This window comes from Lutibacter sp., assembly GCF_013139515.1.
In the GTDB taxonomy this organism is placed as follows: domain Bacteria; phylum Bacteroidota; class Bacteroidia; order Flavobacteriales; family Flavobacteriaceae; genus Lutibacter.
In genome coordinates this window covers 1-22,033 of record NZ_WTAR01000071.1, presented here as the reverse complement: position 1 = coordinate 22,033, position 22,033 = coordinate 1, and the positions used below count along the sequence as shown (strand labels likewise).

Below are 22,033 nucleotides of genomic sequence, written 5' to 3'. Positions count from 1 at the left end.
TTTAACTAATATTTGACCAAATTGTACTGTTTTTACTTACTTCTTTATAAGCTAATTTTATAAAGTTATTTTCAGGTGCTTTTAAAGTAGGGTCAATTGTTAATAAATCAATTGCCACACTTCTTGCTAAACTTAATATTTGAGCATCTTTTACAATATCTGCTATTCGTAAATTTAGCACACCACTTTGCTGTGTTCCCATTAAGTTTCCAGGCCCACGAAGTTTTAAATCTACTTCAGCAATTTTAAATCCGTCACTTGTACTTACCATTGTTTCTAAACGTACTTTAGCATCACTTGACAGTTTAAAACTCGTCATTAAAATACAAAAACTTTGTTCAGCTCCACGTCCAACTCGACCTCTTAATTGATGCAATTGTGACAATCCAAAGCGTTCAGCACTTTCAATAACCATAACACTTGCGTTAGGAATATTTACACCAACTTCAATAACTGTGGTTGCAACCATAATTTGTGTTTCGCCTTTTATAAAACGTTGCATTTCATATTCTTTATCTGCAGGTTTCATTTTTCCGTGCACAATACTAATTTGGTAGTTAGGTTTTTGAAATTCGCGTGAAATACTTTCATAACCATCCATTAAATCTTTATAATCCATCGCTTCAGATTCATTGATTAACGGATAAACAACGTAAACTTGCCTGCCTTTTGCAATTTCTTCTTTTAAAAATTTAAAAACCGACAATCTATTTGCATCATATCTATGCGCTGTTTTCACTTCTTTTCGTCCTGGCGGCAATTCATCAATTACTGAAATATCTAAATCTCCATAAGCGCTCATTGCTAATGTACGTGGTATTGGCGTGGCGGTCATCACCAAAATATGAGGAGGTAATTCATTTTTCTCCCATAATTTTGAACGCTGTGCAACTCCAAATCTGTGTTGTTCATCTATAATTGCAATTCCTAAGTTTTTGAACTTCACTTTATCTTCAATAAGTGCATGTGTACCAATTAAAATATCCAATTCACCAGATTCTAATTGTTCATGAATTATTCTTCGCTCTTTTATTTTGACTGAGCCTGTCAGTAATTTTACTGAAATATCTAAACCATTTAACAATTCAAGCAAAGAATTATAATGTTGTGTTGCTAAAATCTCAGTTGGTGCCATTAACGCTGCCTGATAGCCGTTATCTAACGCAATTAACATAGTTAATAATGCAACAATAGTTTTTCCAGAACCCACATCACCTTGTAGTAATCGATTCATTTGGGCATTTGAACCTAAATCTTTTCTAATTTCTTTTAAAACACGTTTTTGTGCGTTAGTTAAATCAAATGGAAGCCTATTTTTATAAAATGCATTAAATTTATCACCTACTTTTTCAAAATTGAAACCTTTTATTTTTGATTTTCTAACAATTTTCTTTCTTATTAATTGCAGTTGAATAAAAAACAATTCTTCAAATTTTAATCGTTTTTGTGCGTTGGTTAATAAATCCTGACTTTTAGGGAAATGAATATTAAACAATGCTTCATTTTTTGAAATTAAATCTAACCTTTCTAGAATTTCAATTGATAATGTTTCTTGAAATTTTCCTTGCAACTCCTCAAACAAATTTTGAATCATTGTTGAAACAATTTTATTTGAAATGCCTTTATTTATCAATTTCTCAGTAGAAGGATATACGGGCTGCATTACAGTACGTAACTTTTGTTTATAAGTTGATACCAATTCCATTTCTGGATGCGGCATTGAAAATAACCTATTAAAACAGGTAGTTTTACCAAATATCACATACGGAATGTTTGTTTTAAGCGAATCTTTAATCCATTTTACACCACGAAACCAAACCAATTCCATGGAGCCTGTTTCATCAACAAATGTAGCCACTAGCCTACTTCCTCTTTTTTGTTGAACCGTTTTTACACTCGTAATTTTCCCTACAATTTGAACTTCAGAAGAGTTTTCTTGCAATTGATTAATCTTCAAAAATTGAGATCTATCAATATATCTATTCGGAAAAAAATTGAGCAAATCTCTAAATGTATAAATCCTTAATTCAGATTTTAACAAATCAGCTCTATTAGGTCCTACACCTTTTAAATATGAAATTGAAGTGTTTAGATTGTACAACGATCTTTTTTTGAATGACGAAGATAATAATTCAAACAGCAATAAACAATTACAAAATTACTATGAACTAATTTTGTATCTTTGCCACCTTAAAATTTACCATGAGATTACACAGAAACCTAGTATATACAGTTATTGCTTCAATGCGACTTATATTTAATGAAGAAGAGTATGCTGACAAAGTTGTTGAAAAAGCGTTAAAACGTGATAAACGTTGGGGTGCAAGAGATAGAAAATTTGTTGCTGAAACTATTTATGAAATGGTTCGTTGGAAACGTTTATATAATGAAATTGCTGGAACTAAAAATCATTATACTAATGAAAATGTTTGGAAAAACTTTGCCGTTTATGCCATATTAAAAGGTTATAAATTACCCGATTGGAATCAGTTACAAGGTGTTCCTGAAAGAAGAATTAAAGGGAAATTTGATGAACTTCAAAAACAACGTGTTTTTAAAGAATCTATACCAGATTGGTTAGATGAATTAGCGGTAAAAGAATTAGGAGAAAAACATTGGACTAAAGAAATTGCAGCTTTAAATGTACAAGCTAGTGTTATTTTAAGAGTTAACACGCTTAAAATAAACAAACTATCATTACGAACTAAATTAACCGAAGAAGGTATTAACACAGAGTTTATTCCTGAACATCCTGACGCTTTAAAATTAGTTGAACGTGCAAATGTGTTTGTAACACAATGTTTTAAAGATGGTTTCTTTGAAGTACAAGATGCTTCTTCACAATTAGTGGCTGATTATTTAGATGTGAAGCCAGGTATGAAAGTTATTGATACTTGTGCAGGTGCAGGTGGTAAAACATTGCATTTAGCAGCTTTAATGGAAAATAAAGGGCAATTAATTGCTACTGATATTTATGAAAGTAAATTAAAAAAATTAAAAAAACGAACTCGTAGAGCCGGTGTACATAATGTAACAACTAAACCTTTAGATACTTCAAAAGTAATGAAGAAAATGAAAGGTACTGCTGATAGAGTTTTAATTGATGCTCCTTGTAGTGGTATTGGTGTTTTAAGACGAAACCCAGATAGTAAATGGAAATTACAACCTGAGTTTGTTGATAACATTAAAAAAACACAAGCTGAAATTTTAGACAACTATTCAAAATTAGTAAAAGTTGGTGGGAAATTAGTGTACGCAACTTGTTCTGTTTTACCTTCAGAAAATGAAAATCAAGTACAACTATTTTTAAAAAATCATCCTGAATTTCAATTTGTAAAAGAGAAGAAAGTTTCTGTTCACAAATCTGGTTTTGACGGATTTTATATGGCTTTGTTAGAAAAAGTTAGTTAATCTTAGAATTATAAAAACAAAAAAAAGAGAATCTGAACTTAGTTTAGATTCTCTTTTTTTGTTAGGAATTAGCCAACTAAAATAAATTCCGAATAACTTTTATTGTAATCTTTATTTTAGTAACTCAAAAGATTGTTTTGCAATTTCAACCTCTTCGTTAGTTGGTACAATTAAAACCTTAGTTTTTGAGTTTTCCGTATGAATCTCTGTAATTTGTTTTGCTCTAATATTATTTTTTTCAGTGTCAAGTTCAATTCCTAAATAATCCAAATTAGCACACACTAATTTTCTAATCACATCAGAATTCTCACCTATTCCAGCAGTAAAAACAATGGCATCTAAACCATTCATTACTGCAGCATAAGAACCAATATATTTCTTAATTCTGTAAGCATTCATCTCTAAAGCTAACTGACATTCTTTGTTTCCTTTTTCAGCTTCGGCTTCAATATCTCGTAAATCGCTAAAACCCGTTAAGCCAAACATTCCACTTTCCTTTTGAAGCATACTATTTACTTCCTCTAATTTATAACCTAAACTATTTACAAGATAAAAAATAATTGTATGATCAATATTCCCACTTCTAGTTCCCATTACAAGTCCTGTAACAGGTCCAAATCCAAGAGTAGTATCAATACTTTTACCGTCTTTCACCGCCGTCATACTACAACCATTACCTAAGTGTATTGTAATAATTTTAGAGTTTTTAATTCCTAAATATTCAATTGCTTTTTCAGAAACATATTTATGGCTAGTTCCGTGAAAACCATATTTACGAATTTTATTTTCTTCTAAAAATTTATTTGGTATTGCATATTTATAAGCTTCAATAGGTATTGTTTGATGAAAAGCTGTATCAAAAACTGCTATTTGTTTTGCATTAGGAAACATAGTTTCTGCAACTACAATACCTTCATAATTTGCAGGATTGTGCTGTGGCGCTAATGAAAATAATGTTTTAATTTTATCTTTAACTTCTTTAGTTACAATGGTAGTTTTAGAAAAAGTACTTCCACCATGAACAACCCTGTGTCCAACTGCTTCAATTTCTGAAGTAGATTTTAGCACACCAACTTCAGCATCTAATAATAAGTGTACTATTTTTTCTAAACCAACTTTATGATTTGGTATTTCTAAAACTTCATCAATTTTATTTGTTGGTGATTTGTAATGAATTTCAGCATCACTTAATCCTATTCTTTCAACCAATCCTGAACAAATAACTTCTTCTTGAGGCATTTTAAATACCTGATATTTTATTGAAGAACTACCTGAATTTATAACTAAAATTTTCATTTTATATATCCTGTGCTTGTATTGCTGTTAAAACAACTGTGTTAAAAATATCATCAACTGTACAACCTCTACTTAAATCGTTTACTGGTTTATTTAAACCTTGTAACATTGGCCCAATTGCTAAAGCTCCCGTTTCACGTTGTACTGCTTTATACGTATTATTTCCAGTATTTAAATCTGGAAAAATTAATACGTTTGCCTGTCCGGCAACTTCTGAATCTGGTAATTTAAGTTTTCCAACAGATGCATCTACTGCTGCATCATATTGAATTGGGCCTTCAACTTTTAAATCTGGACGTAATTCTTTTACAATTTCTGTTGCTCTACGAACAATATCAACATCGGCACCTTTTCCTGAAGCTCCTGATGAATATGAAAGCATTGCTATTTTAGGATCCATCCCAAAGTTTATACTAGAATCTGCTGAAGAAATTGCAATTTCAGCTAATTGTTCTGCATTTGGATTTGGGTTAATTGCGCAATCTCCAAAAACAGAAACTCTATCTTCTAAACACATAAAAAATATGGAAGAGACTACTGAAACTCCTGGCTTAGTTTTAATAAATTGCAATGCTGGTTTTATAGTATGTTGTGTTGTATGAGCTGCACCTGAAACCATTCCGTCAGCTAAACCTTTATAAACCATCATTGTTCCAAAGTAAGAAACATCACCTATTAAATCTTCGGCCATATCAATTGTAAGACCTTTATTTTTCCTTAATTCAAATAAAGTATTAGAAAAATCTTGATAATATTCAGATTTAATTGGGTTGATAATTTGTACTTTATTAACGTCTAACTTTAAACCTAATCTTATAATTTTGTTTTCAATTTTAGCTTTATCACCTAAAATAGTTAAATCAACAATATCCATTTCAACCAATCTACAAACAGCAGTAATAATTCTATCATCATTACCTTCAGGTAAAACAATATGTTTTCTTATTTTTTTTGCTCTTTTTAATAAATTGTATTGAAACATTCTAGGAGTAAGTCCATTGCTATTTTCAAATGAAATTAATTTTTTATTGAATTTTTCAATATCAACATATTTATCAAACGTGTTTAATGATGTTATAATTTTTTGTTTGTTACCTGCATACATATGTGAACGCACAGCTCCAATTTTATTTGCAATATCAAAAGTTCCTTCTTCAACTGATAAAATTGGAATTATTTGTGCTAAACCTTCAATTAATTGTATTATTGGTTCTTCTGGAATAATACCTCCTGTTAAAACTATTCCAGAAATTTTTGGATAGTTTGTAGAAATATTAGCTTGCAATGCTCCTAAAATAATATCAGCTCTATCTCCAGGTGTAATTATCAAACATTTTTCTTCTAAATGTTTTAAATAATTCCGCAACTGCATAGCTCCTACTTTAAAGCTTGTAACCTGATTGTTTACATGCTCCTTACCAAATAACAATTCACCATTTACTGCTTTTGCAATTTCTTTTATTGTTGGATTACTTAATGAAGAAATTACAGGAATTACATTTACCAAAACGCTTTTAGGTAAATTTTTCTCTACTCCCTTTTTTACAAGGTCAATATTTTCTGGTTTTACTTTATTAGCAACAACAGCTAATACTTTTACATCTTTTTCTTTAAAAGAATCATATGCTAAGTGTAAACCATTTATAAATTCATCTAATGTTTTTCCAATACCGCTTGAAACTATAATTGCAGGAATTCCTAAATTTTTTGCTATTAAAATATTTGCATCTAATTCTATTGCTGAACCTTCACCAGAAAAATCAGACCCTTCAACCAGCATAAAATCACACTTTTCTTCTAGTGCTTTATACTTTTCAATAATGGTATCATAAATTTCACCTTCTTTACCATTATTTCTTTTATTTATAAATTGAGAACGTGTAAAAGCATACGCTTCATTTGGGTTAATATCTAATTCAAAATGAGAAATAACGGTGTTAATATGGTTGTCCTTTTTCCCTTTTTTTACATTGTCTATAATTGGTCTAAAATAACCAACCTTAGCCGTTTTACCCAATAACATTCTCATTAACCCTAAAGCAACTATAGATTTACCACTGTTGGCTTCACTAGTTGCAATATATATGGCTTTGTTCATTTGTTTATTTTTTTTTTGCAAAGATACTTCAAACACATCTTAATACCTTAAAAACCTAGTTAAATTTTAGTGACATTTATCACTAAAACGCAATAGTTTTATAGCAATTAAATCTTCGTAAAATATCTGTATCTTTGAATCAATAATTTTATTTAAATATGACTACTTTAATTACCAATATAAAAGAATTATTACAAGTTGAAGAACAACCAAAGGAAATGATTTGTGGAAAAGAAATGAAAGTACTTCCAACCATTAAAAATGCTTTTTTATTCATAGAAAATGATTGTATTAAAGATTTTGGAAGTATGAATAACTTGCCAACTTTAAATGCAAACACAACAATTGATGCTACCAACAGAATTGTGTTTCCCACTTGGTGTGATAGTCATACACATATTGTGTACGCAGGAAATAGAGAACAGGAATTTGTTGATAGAATTAACGGACTTTCATATGAAGAAATAGCTAACAATGGTGGTGGAATATTAAATTCAGCAAAAAAATTACAAGAAACTTCTGAAGAAGATTTATATGAACAATCTGCTATTCGTATTGAAGAAGTTATGAAATTAGGAACAGGTGCTGTTGAAATTAAATCGGGTTATGGTTTAACACTTGAAGCTGAGTTGAAAATGCTTCGAGTTATTAAAAAATTAAACGAAAACTACCCAATAACCATAAAGGCAACGTTTTTAGGGGCTCATGCACTTCCTTCAGAATTTAAAAACAATAAAAGTGGGTATTTAGATATAGTTATCAATGAAATTTTACCAATTGTAGCCAAAGAAAATTTAGCTGAGTATATTGATATATTTTGTGAAACAGGTTATTTTTCAGTGAATGACACTGAGCGCTTACTAAAAGCAAGTACATCATATGGGTTAATTCCTAAAATTCATGTCAACCAGTTTACTGCAATTGGCGGTGTGCAAGCTGGTGTAAAATACAAAGCGCTTTCTGTTGATCATTTAGAAGAAATGAGAGATGAAGATATAGAAATATTAAAAAACACCAAAACAATGCCTGTGGCTTTGCCTTCTTGTTCTTACTTTTTAAGTATTCCTTATACGCCTGCCAGAAAAATGATTGACGCTGGTTTACCATTAGCTTTAGCTTCAGATTATAATCCTGGTTCTACACCTTCAGGAAACATAAATTTTGTAGTATCAACAGCTTGTATTAAAATGAAAATGACTCCTGAGGAAGCCATAAATGCAGCTACTATAAACGGCGCATACGCTATGGGATTAGAAAAAACGCATGGAAGTATTTGCAAAGGCAAAAAAGCAAATTTTATAATTACAGAAAAAATTCCAAGTTATAATTTTATTCCTTACTCATTTGGAAACCATAAAATAGCACAAGTTTATATAGACGGAAAACTAATTTAATCTATAATTTCAAGTATTTTTGCGCTAAATCTAAATTAAAACCATGTGGTTTAAAATTAAATTGTATTTCACATTTTTATTAAAATCTACCAATCAACATGGAGTGCATTCACCTTTTGTATATCAATTAGTGACCGAATGTTTTTATAATAAAAAAACTATTTCTAACATAAAACTCAAAAAAAAGGTATTTAGTTGGATAAAAAAGAATAAAAAAAATATTGCTATTTCAACTTTTCATCCAAAAAAAACTGAATTACTTCTTAAAATTACACATTACTTTAAGCCTGAAAAAAGTTTAGAAATTGACACCTCAATAGGTTTTGAAACTATGGCTTTAAGCATTGGGAATCCTAATTCAAAAATTACAGCATTCAAAAAAGAGACTACCTATATTGCAATCACTCAAAACTTATTTGAAGATTTTAAACTTCATAACATCAAATTAATACAAGGAAATATTAATAAAACGTTACCAACCTATTTAAAAGACAAACAATTAGATTTGGTTTACTTCAATAAAATAACTTCAAAAGAAAATACATTAAATTATTTTAATTGGTGCTTGGAAGCTGTACACAATAATTCTGTTTTTATAATTAACAATCTACATAAATCTAAAGAAACACAACAAATTTGGGCTATTCTAAAAAATCACTCTAAAGTTAGTGTAAGCATTGATACGTATTATATTGGTGTTTTATTCTTTAGAACAGAACAAGAAAAAGAGCACTTCAATATAAGAGTTTAACTTTTTAATTTTAAATTTGAGTTATGAAAATTTATACAAAAACTGGCGATAAAGGAAAAACTTCACTTTTTGGAGGCACAAGAGTTCCAAAATACGATTTACGCATTGAAGCATATGGTACTATTGATGAATTAAATTCGTATATTGGTTTAGTTCGTGACCAAAAAATAGAAGCACACTCTTCTGAAATTTTGAGCAAAATTCAACATGAATTATTTACCATAGGATCTATGTTGGCAACACCTCCAGAAAAAAAAGTGCTAAAAAACGGTAAAGAACGTTTAACAATCACCAAAATTAATACAAATTCTATTCAACTTTTAGAGAACGAAATTGATTCTATGAATGAATCATTACCTGAAATGACTCATTTTATATTACCCGGCGGACATACAACGGTGTCATTTTGTCACATAGCTCGTTGTATATGCAGAAGAGCTGAACGTATTTGCACACAATTAAGTGATGAAAGTTATATTGAACCTCAAATTTTAATGTATTTAAATAGACTTTCTGACTATCTATTTGTGCTGGCACGAAAATTGACTATTGACAATAACGCTCAAGAAATTAAGTGGATTCCTGAGAAAATAAAATAAGTTCTTTTAAATAGTAAAAAAAAGTAATAAAAAACTTGACTATCTGAGTAAAAAAATTATTTTTGCAAAAAATTTAATACTACAAATCATGTATTGGACATTAGAATTAGCATCATATTTATCAGATGCACCTTGGCCGGCAACAAAAGATGAATTGGTTGATTATGCAATTAGGACTGGAGCTCCATTAGAAGTTGTAGAAAATCTCCAAGAAATTGAAGATGAAGAAGAAAATTTTGAGTCTATTCTTGAAATTTGGCCCGATTATCCTTCTGAGGATGATTATCTTTGGAATGAAGATGAATATTAAAAATAACAAAAAGCAAAAAAAGTCTCATAGAGGCTTTTTTTTTGCTTCATTAACTATATTTTAAACATATTTTAAGCCTTTTAAAATTTAAATATTTTAAATTCGCTACCTAAATAGCTAACAACACCGATTACTTTAAAAAGTAATCAATAAAAATTGAAAAATTAATTATGAGCATTATAAATTCAGTGCTAAAAGTATTTGTTGGAGATAAAAATAAGAGAGATTTAAAAATACTTCAACCAATTGTTGCCGATACCATTTCTTTTGAAGAAGAAATTTCTGGCTTAACAAACGATCAATTAAGAGATAAAACAAATTACTTCAAGCTTAAAATAAAAGAAGCAACCAATGAACTTACTTCTAAAATAACTGCTTTAGAAGAAGAAGTTCATGAAGCAAATATAGACAGGAAAGAGGAAATTTATACAGAAATTGACGAACTTGGAAACGCTTCTTATGAAGCATCTGAAATAGTTTTAAATGAAATTATGCCTGAAGCTTTTGCTGTAATTAAAGAAACAGCAAAAAGGTTTACTCTAAATGATTCTATAACTGTTACTGCTACACCTTTTGATCGTGAACTGTCTGCAACAAGAGATAACATTACACTAGATAACGAAAAAGCAACTTGGGCAAACAAATGGGATGCACAAGGCAAAGAAGTTACTTGGGATATGATTCACTACGATGTGCAGCTTATTGGTGGCTCAGTACTACATCAAGGTAAAATTGCTGAAATGATGACAGGTGAGGGAAAAACATTAGTATCAACGCTTCCTGTTTACTTAAATGCACTTACAGGAAAAGGCGTACACGTTGTAACTGTTAATGACTATTTAGCAAAACGTGATGCTGCTTGGATGGGTCCAATTTTTGAATTTCATGGATTAAGTGTTGATTGTGTAGATCATCATGAACCAAATTCTGACGCTCGTAGAAAAGCATATAATTCAGATATTACATACGGTACCAATAATGAGTTTGGTTTTGATTATCTACGTGATAACATGTCACATTCTCCAAATGATTTAGTACAACGCCCACATAACTACGCTATTGTAGATGAGGTGGATTCAGTTTTAATAGATGATGCTCGTACGCCTTTAATTATTTCAGGGGCAACTGCAAACGCTGATAGACATGAATTTAACGAATTAAAACCTAGTGTAGATAAAATTGTATCAACACAACGTAATTATTTAACAGGTGTTTTAGCTGAAGTTAAAAAATTAATTAAAGAAGGAGATTCTAAAGAAGGTGGATTTTTACTACTTCGCGTGTACAGAGGTTTACCAAAAAGTAAAGCACTAATTAAATTTTTAAGTCAAGAAGGTATTAGACAGTTATTACAAAAAACTGAAAACTTTTACATGCAAGATAACAATCGTGAAATGCCAAAAATTGACGAGGAGTTATACTTTGTAATTGATGAAAAAAACAACTCAATTGAGCTAACAGATAAAGGAATCACATTTTTATCAGGAGATGATGGAGATGAAAGTTTCTTTATTTTACCAGATTTAAGTACCGAAATTGGAACAATTGATAGTGAAGATAATAGCCCAGAAGAAAAAACTTCAAAAAAAGAAGAACTATATCGTGATTTTAGCATAAAAAGTGAACGGATTCATACTATGAATCAATTATTAAAAGCATATACATTATTTGAAAAAGATATTGAATATGTGATTATGGAAGATAAAATTAAAATAGTTGATGAGCAAACAGGTCGTATTATGGATGGCCGTCGTTATTCTGATGGTTTACACCAAGCAATTGAGGCAAAAGAAAATGTAAAAATTGAAGCTGCTACTCAAACATACGCAACTGTTACATTACAAAACTACTTTAGAATGTATCGCAAACTATCAGGTATGACTGGTACAGCGATAACTGAAGCAGGTGAATTTTGGGATATTTATAAATTAGATGTTATTGAAATTCCAACAAATGTTCCTTTAATAAGGTTTGACAGAGAAGATTTAGTTTTTAAAACAAAACGTGAAAAATACAATGCTGTTATAGATGAAATTGTAAACTTAGTAGAACAAGGTCGTCCTGTTTTAGTTGGTACAACTTCCGTTGAAATTTCTGAATTATTAGGTAGAATGCTAGCCATTAGAAAAATCAATCACAATGTATTAAATGCAAAATTGCATAAAAAAGAAGCTGATATTGTAGCACAAGCCGGTGATGCTGGTATTGTTACAATTGCAACAAATATGGCAGGACGTGGTACTGATATTAAGTTATCTAATGAAGTTAAAACTGCTGGTGGTTTAGCAATTATAGGTACTGAGCGCCATGATTCTCGTAGAGTTGACCGTCAGTTACGTGGTCGTGCAGGACGTCAAGGAGATCCAGGTTCTTCGCAATTTTATGTTTCTTTAGAAGATAATTTAATGCGACTATTTGGTTCAGAACGTATTGCAAAAATGATGGATAGAATGGGGTTACAAGAAGGTGAAGTAATTCAACATTCTATGATTACCAAATCTATTGAAAGAGCGCAACGTAAAGTTGAAGAAAACAACTTTGGTGTTCGTAAACGATTGTTAGAGTATGATGATGTTATGAACTCTCAACGTGAAGTTATATACAAACGTCGCCGCCATGCATTATATGGAGACCGCTTACAAGTAGATATTGTAAATATGGTCTTTGATACGTGTAACTCATTAATTAGAGAAAATAAAGCAACTAGTGATTTTCAAAATTTTGAATTTGAATTAATTGGTTTTTCTTCAACAAGTTCACCTTTTACTGAAGAAGAATTTAAATCACTTTCTGAACAAGAACTTACTGATCAACTTTTTGATATAGTTTATAAAAATTACAAAGAAAAACTAGAAAGAAGCGCAAAATTAGCATTTCCTGTAATTAAAGATGTGTACGAAAATCAAGGTGATAAATACGAACGCATTGTTGTTCCTTTTACTGATGGAACTAAAGAATTAAAAGTTGTTACAAATTTAAAAGAAGCCTACGATTCTAATGGTAAAGGACTAGTTACTGATTTTGAAAAAAATATTACCCTGGCAATTATAGATGATACTTGGAAAGATCATTTACGTCAAATGGATGAATTAAAACAATCTGTTCAAAATGCAACTTATGAGCAAAAAGACCCTCTTTTAATTTACAAATTTGAGTCGTTTGAATTATTTAACGGTATGCTTGACAAAGTAAACAAAGAAGTATTATCATTTTTATTTAAAGGTGAATTGCCTTCACAAGATGCAAATCAAGTTTCACAAGCAAGAGAACGTACACGTGATAAAGTCCAATTAAGTAAAGAGGAATATGGCAGTCAAACTGAAGACAGCACTCAAACAAATCAAACTCAAGCGCCACAAGCTGTTGAAACAATAATTCGTACTGAACGAAAAATTGGAAGAAATGAAAAAGTTACTATCAAAAATGTAATGAGTGGCGAAAACAAATCAATGAAATATAAACAAGCTATCCCTCTAATTCAAAAAGGAGATTGGGTACTTGCAGAAGAATAGCTGACTCAGTTATTTTAACTAAATTAAAAAGAGGTTGTTTATTATAAACAACCTCTTTTTTACTTTAAAAAAGTACCCAAACTTTTTCATAAACAATCATAAAAAAGGTTTTACTTTAATTAAAAAGTAAAACCCTCAATATTTATATATGTTATCTATTTAAACTTTAATTTACTTCGCAATATTTACAACTCTAGTTTCTCTAATAACTGTTACACGAACCTGACCTGGATACGTCATATCATTTTGTATTTTTTGAGAAATACTAAACGAAAGCTCTCCTGCTTTTGCATCACTCACTTTTTCACTTTCTACAATAACACGTAACTCTCTACCTGCTTGTATAGCATACGCTTTTTGAACTCCTGTAAAACCAAAAGCAATATCTTCTAAATCTTTTAATCGTTGTATGTATGAGTCTAAAACTTGACGACGAGCGCCTGGTCTTGCACCAGAGATAGCATCACAAACTTGTACAATTGGAGCAATTAAAGTGGTCATTTCAATTTCATCATGATGCGCACCAATAGCATTACAAATTTCAGAACTTTCATTGTATTTTTGAGCCCATTCCATACCTAAAAGCGCATGTGGCAAATCACTTTCAGATTCTGGCACTTTTCCAATATCGTGTAATAATCCGGCTCTTTTAGCCAATTTAGCATTCAGGCCTAATTCTGCCGCCATTAAACCACAAAGGTTTGCAACTTCACGTGAGTGCTGCAATAGATTTTGCCCATAAGATGAACGATATTTCATTCTACCTATCGTTTTTATCAATTCAGGATGTAAGCCATGAATACCTAATTCTATAACGGTGCGTTTACCAACTTCAATAATTTCTTGTTGTAATTGTTTCTCAGTCTTTTTAACTACTTCTTCAATACGTGCAGGATGTATACGCCCATCAGTGACTAACTTATGCAATGCTAAACGAGCTATTTCTCTTCTTACTGGATCAAAACAAGATAAAATAATTGCTTCAGGTGTATCATCAACAATAATTTCAACACCAGTTTCAGCTTCTAAAGCTCTAATATTTCTTCCTTCTCTACCAATAATTCTTCCCTTTACATCATCAGATTCAATGTTAAAAACAGAAACACAATTTTCTACTGTTTGCTCAACACCAACACGTTGTATTGTGTTTAAAATTACCTTACGTGCTTCTTGTTGCGCAGTTAATTTGGCCTCTTCAATAGAATCTTGAATAAATGCCATTGCATCAGATTTCGCTTCTTCTTTTAATGACGTTACTAATTCTTTTTTAGCATCTTCAGCTGACAAACTAGAAATTACTTCTAAGTTTTCAACTTGTTTGCGGTGTAACTTATCAACTTCATCATTTTTACGCTCTAAGTATGTGATTTTTTTATCATAATCATCAACCTTAAACGTAATTTCCTCGTTTAATTTTTTATTATTATCTAATTCCTTAGATATTTGTGATTCTTTATCTCTAGTACGCTTTTCAGCTTCAGCAATTTTTTTATCACGAGCAATTATAACCTTTTCATGTTCAGATTTTAATTCAATAAATTTTTCTTTTGCTTGTAATATTTTATCTTTTTTAAGAATATCTGCTTCAACTCTAGCCTCTTTAAGCATAGACGTCACATCTCTTTTTGTACTTCTTAAAATTTTAGTTGCCTTTGTTTTTTCTAAATATTTTGCAACTACATATCCTATTGCTAATCCTATTGCTATACCACCTATAATTGGTATTATATAATCTATCATAATTTAATTTATATATATAAAAAGCCTACATTAGTAGGTTTCGAAAAACTCCTTTAAGACAAGATTAGGGTTAACTAATTGGTCAAGGATCCGTTCTAGACGGCTTGCTTTTACAATTAAGACTCACCCTTTATAAAGGTATAATGTTGAGTTTAACAAACAATAACTAATGTAGGCAGTATATTATTATTATTTTATTTTAAAGAACTTATTTTTTTAAATGTTCATCTATTAAAACATTTAATTTATTCATTTTTTCAGTTGCTTTTATAAGGTCTTCTTCATTTTCAATGGTATTAATTTCAATTAATGATGCAAATTGCAAAGCGCACATTGCTAAAACATCTTGTTTATCACTAACTTCATAATTCTTTTCAAACTTGGTAACTAAGTCATTAATTTTTTTTGCTGCTTTACGCATACCCTGCTCTTCATTTTCATTTTTTACTTTTATTGGGTATACTCTTCCTGCAATAGTTACTTTTATTTTTAAAGATTCAGCCATTTTAAAGATCTTACTCGCTTAATTGATGAATACAAGCATCAACTTCACGAATTAAAGCATTTATTTTCAGTTTTGTGTTTCTTCTATCTTCCTTACTGCCTTCTATAGTTTTTGCAATTTTTAATGTTTGATATTTTTTATCAATATCATTAAATAACTGCTGTTCTTTGGTAACTTGATTTTCTAAAATTGCTATTTTACTATACAATAACTCATTTTCTTCTTTCAAAAAATTATAATTCTCTAAAAGCGTTTTAAGTTTATCTTCAACTAAACTAACAACTTTTGTAATACTATTCATATATCAAAGAATATAACTATATGTTACAAAGTTAGTGTTAGTGAGGGAATATTACAACTGTTTTTTTTCTTTTCTGAAAAACTTACTAACTTTAATAACAAATGTGTAATAAATTAAATTAAATTACTCATAATATTTAGTATTTTAGCAATAAAACAACCATTTTTGAAAAAGTTAACCTACATATTTTTTATTCTTTTAAACTATTGTGTATTTGCGCAAGGACACACTAGTGTAAACACAAGTGAATTACCAACTAATTACTTTAAAAGCCCACTAGATATACCGTTGGTATTGTCTGGAACTTTTGGAGAATTAAGAACAAATCATTTTCATGCTGGCTTAGATCTTAAAACTCAACAAAAAGAAGGCTTAAAAGTTTTAGCAGCTGCTAATGGTTATGTTTCTAGGATAAAAGTCTCACTTTGGGGCTATGGGAAAGCTATTTATATTACACATCCTAATGGATATACAACAGTGTATGCTCACTTACAAAAATTTAATAAACGTATAAGTAATTACCTAAAAAAGAAGCAATACAAAAAGGAAAGTTATGAAATACAACTTTTCCCATCAGCGAATGAATTACCTATCTCTGAAAATGAAATTATTGCGTTAAGCGGTAGTACTGGTGGGTTTGTTGGTCCACATTTACATTTTGAAATAAGAAACACAAAAACTGAAAAACCTATAAATCCAATGTTGTTTGGTATTACTGTTAATGATTCTAAAAAACCTAGAATTAATACTTTAATTGGATATTCACTTGATACAACTTCTCATATAAATGCTATTTCTAAAGACCTAAAACTAACATTAATTAATTTAAAAAATGGGAATTTATTAGCTTCAAAAATTAAAGCTTTTGGAAAAATTGGATTTGGAATAAATGCTTTTGACCAATTAGATGGTGCATACAATAGAAACGGATTGTATAGCTTAAGTATGTTAGTAAATGGTGAAAAAGTTCATGAATTTAAAGCAACTTCATTTTCATTTGCAGAAAGTAAATACATTAATTTATTAATAGATTATGAGCGTTTAGCAAATTTAAATCAAAGAATTCAAAAATGTTTTATTGAACCATCAAATAAATTAAGCTTGTATAACAAATCTGTAAATAATGGTTATATAACTATTGAAGATGGTTTAAATTATAAAGTTGAAATTATTGCTGAAGATTTTAAAGGAAATAAACAACAAATTACAATTCCTATTGAAGGAAAAAAAGACAGTATTTTAGTTGAGAAAAAAACAGCAATAACTCCTTATAAGATTGATAAAAATTCATTTAATAAAATTAGTAAAAAAGGAATTACAGTTGCATTTCCAAAATATACTTTTTACAACGATTTTTATTTAGATTTTGATATTAAAGATTCCATAGTAAAAGTCCACTCGCCTATTGTTCCGCTAAATAAAAGATATACTTTAACTTTTGATGTTTCCGGTTATTCTTCTGAAGAAAAAAAACAATTATACATTGCTTCCATAAAGAATAAAGGATGGACACAATATGAAACTACAGTTAAAAAAGATGCTACGTTTTATACTTCAACAAAAAAATTAGGAAATTTTAGATTGTTAACTGATAAAATTAACCCTAAAATTACATTGTATAATTTTAAAAATGGACAATGGTTAACACACTCTAAAACATTAAAACTTAAAATTTCAGATAAAGAATCTGGTATAAAATCGTATAGAGGAGAAATTGATGGAGAATGGATTTTATTAGAATACAATGTTAAAAAAGGAACTTTAACATACGATTTTAAAGATAAAGTATTTACTACTGCAAAACACGTTCTTAAAGTAACTGTTACAGATAATGTTGGAAATTCAACCACAATAAACGCTAATTTCTTCAGAAAAAAATAAGCAACACATGTTAAAAACAATATTCCTCACTTTATCTTTATTGATTGCAACTACCGTTATTGCTCAAAATTCTATTATAAAAGGTGTTATAAAAAATGATAATAAAGAAGTTATTGAAGGTGTTGCTGTCTCTTATTTAAATAAAGGTACAACAACAAATAGTAATGGTGAGTATCGTTTAACTGTACCTGGAAACACAGAAATTACCGTAGTTTTTAGACATATTTCATACAATAGATTTACAAAAAAAGTTAGAATACCTAAAAATAAAACATATCGGTTTTCACCTATTTTAGAAACTAAAACTGAAGAAATTGATGAAGTTATTGTTAAAGACACTAAAAAAGATACACAAGGTTTTATAAAAATAAATATAGCTGAAGTTACTAAAATACCAGGTGCAAATAGTGGCGTTGAAAATATTTTAATGACACTTGCGGGTGTTAATAATAACAATGAATTAAGCACACAATACAATGTTCGTGGTGGGAATTTTGATGAAAATTTGGTGTATGTAAATGGTATTGAAGTATATCGCCCTTTTTTAGTACGCTCTGGCCAACAAGAAGGTTTAAGCTTTGTAAACTCAGCAATGGTAAAAAATATTAAATTTTCTGCAGGTGGTTTTCAAGCAAAATATGGAGATAAACTTTCTTCGGTGTTAGATATAACGTATAGAACACCCAATGAATTAACTACCAGCATTCAGGCAAGTTTATTAGGTGGTAGTGCTACTATTGAAGGATCGCTTTTTAAAAAAAAATTGAGTGCAATTTTAGGAGTTCGTTACAGAGATAACAGTTTATTTATTAATAGTAAAGATGTTGAAACTTCTGCAAAGCCAACTTTTACCGATGCGCAAACATTTTTATCTTATACTGTAAATTCAAAATTAAAAATTGATTTTTTAGGGAATTTAGCGATCAATAATTACGAATATACACCACTAACTAGAAGAACAAAATTTGGAACTATTGCAAATCCATTAGAATTAATTGTTTTTTATGAAGGACAAGAAAAAGATAAATTTGAAACGGTTTTTGGAGCTTTAAAAGGTAGCTACATTATAAATGATAATTTAAATGTAAGTCTTACAACATCAACTTACCATACTGTTGAAGAAGAATATTATGATATTTTAGCTAGTTACAATTTAGGTGAAGTGAATAGTGATTTTGGAGATGATAGCTTTGGAGATGTAGCCTTTTCTGAAGGAATTGGCTCACAATTAAGTCACGCAAGAAACGATATTGATGCTTTAATTAGCAACATTGAATTAAAAGCAACTTATAAAAAAAACAACCATCAATTTGATGTTGGCGTAAAATACCAAATTGAAGATATAAAAGATAGAATTAATGAGTGGGAAGTAATTGATTCTGTTGGTTTTAGTGTTAGGCCGCCACATCACGTATCAAACAACCAACCCTACGAGCCTTTTACAGGAGAAATAGTACCTTTTCAAAGTATTAAAGCTCAAAATAATGCAACAATAGACCGTTTAGTTTGGTTTGCGCAATACAGTAAAAATAGTGAATGGAATGATCATAAAGTTTGGTATAATTTAGGAGTTCGTTCACACAATTGGAATGTAAGTAGCAATGCTTTTGAGACTACTAACCAAATAATTTATAGCCTTAGAGGTCAGTTTGCCATAAAACCTGACTGGGAAAAAGATATGCTTTTTAGAATTTCTGGCGGAATGTACAATCAGCCACCCTTTTATAAAGAACTGAGAAATTCAAATGGAAATGTTGTACCAACTGTTGATGCTCAAGAATCCATTCAATTGGTTTTAGGAAACGATTACAGTTTTAATTTATGGAACAGACCTTTTAAACTTGTCTCCGAAATTTATTATAAAAACCTAACCAATATCAACACCTATACTGTTGATAATGTTAAAGTTAGATACGCCACCAATAACAATGCTAAAGCATATGCAACAGGTATTGATTTAAGGTTGAATGGTGAATTTGTACCTGGAACTGAAAGTTGGATTAGTATTGGTTTTTTAAAAACAGAAGAAAATAGTGATGATAGAGGTTATATCTCTCGTCCTACTGATCAACGTTTTAAATTTGGAATGTTGTTTCAAGATTATGTCCCAAATATTCCAAACATTAAAATGTATCTAAATTTAGTGTTCAATACAGGAGTTCCTGGAGGTTCACCTTCATATGCTAACCCTTATGACTTTCAAAATAGATTAAACGCCTATAAACGTGCTGATATTGGAATTTCTTATGTATTTACAGATGCAAAGAATCAATATAACAGTGGTTGGCAAAAAAATTTTAAAGAGTTATCAATAGGTTTTGAAATCTTTAATATGTTTGATGTACAAAACTCTATTACCAATACTTGGGTCCGTGATGTGTATTCAAAACAATTTTTTGGAATTCCCAATTTTATGACACAACGTGTGTTTAATATTAAATTAGATATGAAATTTTAATCTTTACTTCTACTCCCTTCCTTGTAATTTCTCACTCCTTTTTTTAATAAACGCTTTATATATACTGAGGGCTGAAAATTTAAATGATCTTTTATAATGCCTCTTTTAGTACTTAGTTTTGGGTCTTCTTCTTCTTCTTCTTTCTTACATTTAAACCCCAATCTACCCCCCTTATCTTTTCAAGTTCAACCGTTTTATCTTCTTGTAAATGAAATTGTAATTTTTCTCCTAATGCAAATAATACAACATTCACATCTGTTGGACTTATAGTAGTTTCCGTACTAATTTCTTTACTTAACATTCTTGAATCCACTTTCCCTGTTGAAACTGCTTCATAATAAATTGTGGATTCTTTGTAGCACTTATAGTGTTGGTTCTTTTAGTAACTCTATAGCAAATAGTCATTTGTTAAGTATTAAGTTAAATAGCTTGTTTTTTGTTGATAAATAGCCGTAAAAAAAGTTTTAAATTAATTATTTTATAATACCTTTATAAAAGGTTTATTAGTCCATATTTTTAAATATACTATAATTTCTTCAAAATAGTTGTACAATTTTTATATGGTTCAACCGTTACATTGTCAAACATTCCTTAGTAGTTTAAAACAATTGCTAAGCAGTTATACCAAAGTTATAGGGTAACTAAAAAAATTAGACTGAATTTTATTGCCCATATAATTATTTCAACCAATATAAAAGTGGCTAAAAAAAACGTTTAAAAAATTTTCTACTGGATTTGAAATATTTAATATTTAGGTACCCAAAACGTTATTAAAAACACCTAGGCTTGTGATGTCTTTTCAAAATAGTTTTATTCTCAATGCGTGTTGAATCTAAAAATGGATATGAAGTTTTAATCCTCATACCCATTTTTATAATTTATTACCTTTTAAAATAATTAAACTATGCTATTCTTTTTTGACATCATTAACTTCCTGTGCTCTAAAATATGTTATATATGCAACAATTTCTTTCGTGCGTCTTAAATAATCTTCAAAAACATCTGGGCGGTAAATATTTGGTTTCCCATTTTCAATAGTTGTTATTTTTGGATCAAAAAATGCATAGGTATAAAATGCATTTACCACTAACTTATCAGAAGGGATTACTTTATCAAAAGCATAAATATATTTTAACACATTCTCTTTATTTTCAGGATAAATTGTAAGCATTTTCCATATTGCCTTAATATATTCACCTTTCATCAGACTTTCCTTTATATCTACGAAGGTATAAGTGTCTTTATAAACTTCATCTAAATAGTTTGGTTCATTAATTAATCTTAATGCTTCCTTACTAAATGTCATTTGATTTCCATCAGTTATAACAACCCCTGGAGTTTGAAGATCATCAATCCATTTTTTTATTGACTCTTCATTTTTTTGAAGAAGCTGAGTTTGTTCGGCTGTAATTGTTATTGATTTTTCAGTTACCATTTCCTGTGCAACTATTGGAAAATTAAACGTAATTAAACAAATTACTATTAATGTGATTTTTTTAGTTTTTACTAACATAATTGATTTCATTTGCTTTTGCTATTTTAATTTTTTCTTTAATTTGTTGCAATCTATTTTCTAAACTCTCAATTTTGGTATCCAATTTATCCTGTTCATCATGAATTTTTTCAACTTGAAATTTAAAATCTCCATTTTGAACACCCACCACAGTATTTACCATTTTTGGTCCTGCTGTAGTATTGCTTCCCCAAGAACGACCAACTGCCAATGTAAAATCAACTGCTGTCATAGCTTCTGGATGAATTGCAACACCATACCCTT

General features: G+C 29.6%; 17 protein-coding genes and 1 other RNA gene. 8 read left to right on the top strand and 10 right to left on the bottom strand.

Annotated elements, in window-relative coordinates; all coding sequences use genetic code 11:
- Position 1: 1 nt before the first annotated feature.
- The gene (gene recG, locus GQ540_RS07050) at positions 2-2,101 is read right to left on the bottom strand and encodes an ATP-dependent DNA helicase RecG (protein ID WP_291799418.1); all 2,100 of its coding nucleotides are present in this window, start codon (positions 2,099-2,101) and stop codon (positions 2-4) included.
- Between the two features lie 101 nt (positions 2,102-2,202).
- Between recG and GQ540_RS07045 the strand changes: the two genes are divergently transcribed.
- The gene (locus GQ540_RS07045; RefSeq protein ID WP_291799416.1) at positions 2,203-3,411 is read left to right on the top strand and encodes a methyltransferase domain-containing protein; all 1,209 of its coding nucleotides are present in this window, start codon (positions 2,203-2,205) and stop codon (positions 3,409-3,411) included.
- A gap of 111 nt (positions 3,412-3,522) precedes the next feature.
- On the opposite strand, the gene GQ540_RS07040 is transcribed toward GQ540_RS07045, so the two are convergent.
- Together GQ540_RS07040 and pta are read right to left on the bottom strand one after the other, a co-directional pair.
- Positions 3,523-4,707 (bottom strand): acetate/propionate family kinase, encoded by a 1,185-nt coding sequence (locus tag GQ540_RS07040; protein ID WP_291799414.1) that lies wholly within the window; start codon positions 4,705-4,707, stop codon positions 3,523-3,525.
- Between the two features lies 1 nt (position 4,708).
- Positions 4,709-6,805, bottom strand: a complete 2,097-nt coding sequence (gene pta, locus GQ540_RS07035; protein ID WP_291799411.1) for a phosphate acetyltransferase — start codon at positions 6,803-6,805, stop codon at positions 4,709-4,711.
- Positions 6,806-6,963: 158 nt separating this feature from the next.
- Between pta and hutI the strand changes: the two genes are divergently transcribed.
- From hutI to secA, 5 genes are all read left to right on the top strand, one after another.
- Positions 6,964-8,199 (top strand): imidazolonepropionase, encoded by a 1,236-nt coding sequence (gene hutI / locus GQ540_RS07030; protein WP_291799408.1) that lies wholly within the window; start codon positions 6,964-6,966, stop codon positions 8,197-8,199.
- A 43-nt stretch (positions 8,200-8,242) separates the two neighbouring features.
- The gene (locus tag GQ540_RS07025; RefSeq protein ID WP_291799406.1) at positions 8,243-8,950 is read left to right on the top strand and encodes a hypothetical protein; all 708 of its coding nucleotides are present in this window, start codon (positions 8,243-8,245) and stop codon (positions 8,948-8,950) included.
- A 23-nt stretch (positions 8,951-8,973) separates the two neighbouring features.
- Positions 8,974-9,549 carry a cob(I)yrinic acid a,c-diamide adenosyltransferase gene (locus GQ540_RS07020; protein WP_291799403.1) on the top strand — a complete coding sequence of 192 codons (576 nt, stop codon included), beginning with the start codon at positions 8,974-8,976 and terminating at the stop codon, positions 9,547-9,549.
- A gap of 88 nt (positions 9,550-9,637) precedes the next feature.
- Complete coding sequence (locus GQ540_RS07015) at positions 9,638-9,859, top strand: DUF2795 domain-containing protein (RefSeq protein WP_291799401.1); 222 nt, start codon at positions 9,638-9,640, stop codon at positions 9,857-9,859.
- Between the two features lie 170 nt (positions 9,860-10,029).
- Positions 10,030-13,371 carry a preprotein translocase subunit SecA gene (secA, locus tag GQ540_RS07010; protein ID WP_291799398.1) on the top strand — a complete coding sequence of 1,114 codons (3,342 nt, stop codon included), beginning with the start codon at positions 10,030-10,032 and terminating at the stop codon, positions 13,369-13,371.
- A 171-nt stretch (positions 13,372-13,542) separates the two neighbouring features.
- Here secA and rny read toward each other — a convergent pair whose 3' ends face one another.
- The 4 genes from rny to GQ540_RS06990 form a co-directional block, all read right to left on the bottom strand.
- Positions 13,543-15,111, bottom strand: coding sequence for a ribonuclease Y (gene rny, locus GQ540_RS07005; RefSeq protein ID WP_291799395.1), 1,569 nt, complete (start codon positions 15,109-15,111; stop codon positions 13,543-13,545).
- A gap of 45 nt (positions 15,112-15,156) precedes the next feature.
- Positions 15,157-15,263, bottom strand: a non-coding RNA gene (gene ssrS / locus GQ540_RS07000) — 6S RNA.
- A gap of 56 nt (positions 15,264-15,319) precedes the next feature.
- The gene (locus GQ540_RS06995) at positions 15,320-15,616 is read right to left on the bottom strand and encodes a cell division protein ZapA (protein WP_291799391.1); all 297 of its coding nucleotides are present in this window, start codon (positions 15,614-15,616) and stop codon (positions 15,320-15,322) included.
- 10 nt (positions 15,617-15,626) lie between these two features.
- Positions 15,627-15,917, bottom strand: a complete 291-nt coding sequence (locus GQ540_RS06990; RefSeq protein ID WP_291799388.1) for a hypothetical protein — start codon at positions 15,915-15,917, stop codon at positions 15,627-15,629.
- A 165-nt stretch (positions 15,918-16,082) separates the two neighbouring features.
- Here GQ540_RS06990 and GQ540_RS06985 point away from each other — a divergent pair, with 165 nt between their 5' ends.
- Positions 16,083-17,798, top strand: coding sequence for a M23 family metallopeptidase (locus GQ540_RS06985; protein WP_291799386.1), 1,716 nt, complete (start codon positions 16,083-16,085; stop codon positions 17,796-17,798).
- A gap of 7 nt (positions 17,799-17,805) precedes the next feature.
- Positions 17,806-20,256 (top strand): TonB-dependent receptor, encoded by a 2,451-nt coding sequence (locus GQ540_RS06980; RefSeq protein ID WP_291799383.1) that lies wholly within the window; start codon positions 17,806-17,808, stop codon positions 20,254-20,256.
- A 112-nt stretch (positions 20,257-20,368) separates the two neighbouring features.
- Here GQ540_RS06980 and GQ540_RS06975 read toward each other — a convergent pair whose 3' ends face one another.
- From GQ540_RS06975 to GQ540_RS06965, 3 genes are all read right to left on the bottom strand, one after another.
- Complete coding sequence (locus tag GQ540_RS06975; protein WP_291799439.1) at positions 20,369-20,599, bottom strand: hypothetical protein; 231 nt, start codon at positions 20,597-20,599, stop codon at positions 20,369-20,371.
- A gap of 564 nt (positions 20,600-21,163) precedes the next feature.
- Complete coding sequence (locus GQ540_RS06970) at positions 21,164-21,781, bottom strand: hypothetical protein (RefSeq protein ID WP_291799381.1); 618 nt, start codon at positions 21,779-21,781, stop codon at positions 21,164-21,166.
- Positions 21,753-22,033: hypothetical protein (locus GQ540_RS06965; protein WP_291799378.1), on the bottom strand; the 281-nt coding region annotated here is incomplete at its 5' end. The genes GQ540_RS06970 and GQ540_RS06965, both read right to left, overlap by 29 nt.